The 1987-nt window shown below is 58.7% G+C and carries 2 protein-coding genes; both read left to right on the plus strand.

All coding sequences use genetic code 11. The features are described 5' to 3' along the window. Positions 1–130 precede the first annotated feature (130 nt). On the plus strand, positions 131–1030 hold the full coding sequence (locus tag HKD31_RS15855; RefSeq protein ID WP_194265713.1) for a LysR family transcriptional regulator: 900 nt from the start codon (positions 131–133) through the stop codon (positions 1028–1030). A gap of 102 nt (positions 1031–1132) precedes the next feature. Beyond that, positions 1133–1894, plus strand: coding sequence for an SDR family NAD(P)-dependent oxidoreductase (locus tag HKD31_RS15860; RefSeq protein WP_194265712.1), 762 nt, complete (start codon positions 1133–1135; stop codon positions 1892–1894). Positions 1895–1987: the final 93 nt, after the last annotated feature.

A 1987-nucleotide genomic window follows, 5' to 3' on the forward strand; every position in this document is an offset into this window, starting at 1 on the left:
GCGCATCCCGTCTGTCGGCTACATTTCCGTCTGAGAGATCGTCCGGGTTGGAACGGCGGACCGTCTGTATCGCGCACAAACTGGCTGCAAGACCGAACCGGAAAAACCCGGTTTTGTGCTAGAGCAGGATATGTCTGACCGCTATTATTCTGACCTCCGCGCCCTGTGCTGTATTATCGATCGAGGCAGTTTCGTTGCCGCTGCCAGAGAGCTTGGCGTGTCGCGTTCGGCGTTGAGTGCGACAATCCGCCGACTGGAAGACTATGTTGGCGTTCAGCTTCTGAACCGAACAACACGCAGTGTCAGCCCCACGCCCGCAGGGGAGCGTCTGGCGGCGCGGTTCGGAGTGGCGTTCGACGAAATCGGAGCCGCTTTAAGCGAGGCCGGTGTGATGGGCGGCGAAATTGCTGGTCCGGTGAGGGTTCACGCGCAACGTCTTGGTTACGAGCTTTTTCTAAAGCAGCTCCTGCCTGACTTTGTCCGACGTTTCCCCCGGATCAGCGTCGAGGTGCAGATCGACGATGCCGGAGTAGACATCGTACAGGAACGGTTCGACGTCGGCATACGGCTTGGGGAGATGCTGGATCAGGATGCGATTGCGTTCCCGCTTCAGCCCGGTTTGCGGCAGATCGCCGTTGCCGCCCCGTCCTACCTCGATCAGCACGGAGCACCACGCCATCCGCGGGAGCTCCGCGATCATCTCTGTATCGGGTTTCGCTGGCCGGGGCATGCTGCCCTGTACAACTGGGAATTCTGCGAAAATGGTGTCTGGTTTTCCGTGGCCGTCTCCGGTCCACTGACCTTCAATGATCAGCGGGCAGCACTTGATGCCGCCGTTGCCGGCGCGGGTATCGCATTATGGGTTGAGAGCGAAGTCCAGCCACTCATCGAGGCCGGTTATCTTGTTCCCCTGCTGACAGAGTATTCCGCCGCTTTTCCAGGCTTTGCGCTTTACTATCCCCCGCATCGTCATCGCTCGACTGCGGTGAAGACCTTCATTGCCGCCGTGCGCAGTGCGAAGACGTCGTGACAGATTGTACCTGCCCAGCCGTATAACCCATCCCGAATATCCGGTATTAAACTTATGATCCGATCACTCCAGATGATGTCCTCGACATCACAGGAGGTTTGTATGGGTCTGGAAAACACAGCAGGCAATTTTGCAGGCAAGGTCGCGATTGTCACCGGCGCTGCAAGCGGGATCGGTCGTGCGACTGTGGAGCTGCTTCATGCGCGTGGTGCCTCGGTGATCGCGGAGGACTGCGATCCCGGTGTCAACGCCCTTGCCCGACCTGGCATCGTCCCGCTCGTCGGGGACGTGACAGAAGAAGGCGCTGCCCGGCTTGCCGTGGCAACGGCGGTCGAGCAGTTCGGTCAGCTGGATATTCTCGTGAACAATGCCGGCATCATCATCAACAAGCTGGTCGTGGACATGACTCCTGAGGACTGGGACCGCATCTTCGCCGTCAATATCCGGGGCGTGTTCCTGCACTCGCGTGAAGCAATGCGTGTGATGATCCCGAACGGTAGCGGCGCTATCGTCAATGTCGGGTCCTATGCCTGCTTCCAGACCTTTCCCTCGATCGCAGCCTATGCCGCGTCAAAGGGTGCCCTTGCCCAGTTCACCCGGACACTGGCCGTGGAAGCAATCGGTCATGGGATCCGGGTAAACGCCGTGGGCTCGGGAGATACCGTGACCAATATTCTCAACCATATTCATGCGGACGGCCCATCAGCCCTTGCGGACTATGGCAAACATGCTCCCATCGGACGTGCGGCTCGACCAGAGGAAATCGCCAAAGTCATCGCCTTTCTCGCATCCGACGAGGCCAGCTTCATGGTCGGGTCGATCGCAATGGCCGATGGTGGAAAAAGTATAGTACTTCCCTCCTGAGCAGATTATTTCCACTGCCGGCTCTCTTTCTGCTCGTCATGGCCAGGTCTGTTTTGTGGAACGGGCCATGACCGAACGGATGGCTGGAATGAG

Source organism: Gluconobacter potus (assembly GCF_015244705.1).
Taxonomy (GTDB): Bacteria; Pseudomonadota; Alphaproteobacteria; order Acetobacterales; family Acetobacteraceae; genus Gluconobacter; species Gluconobacter potus.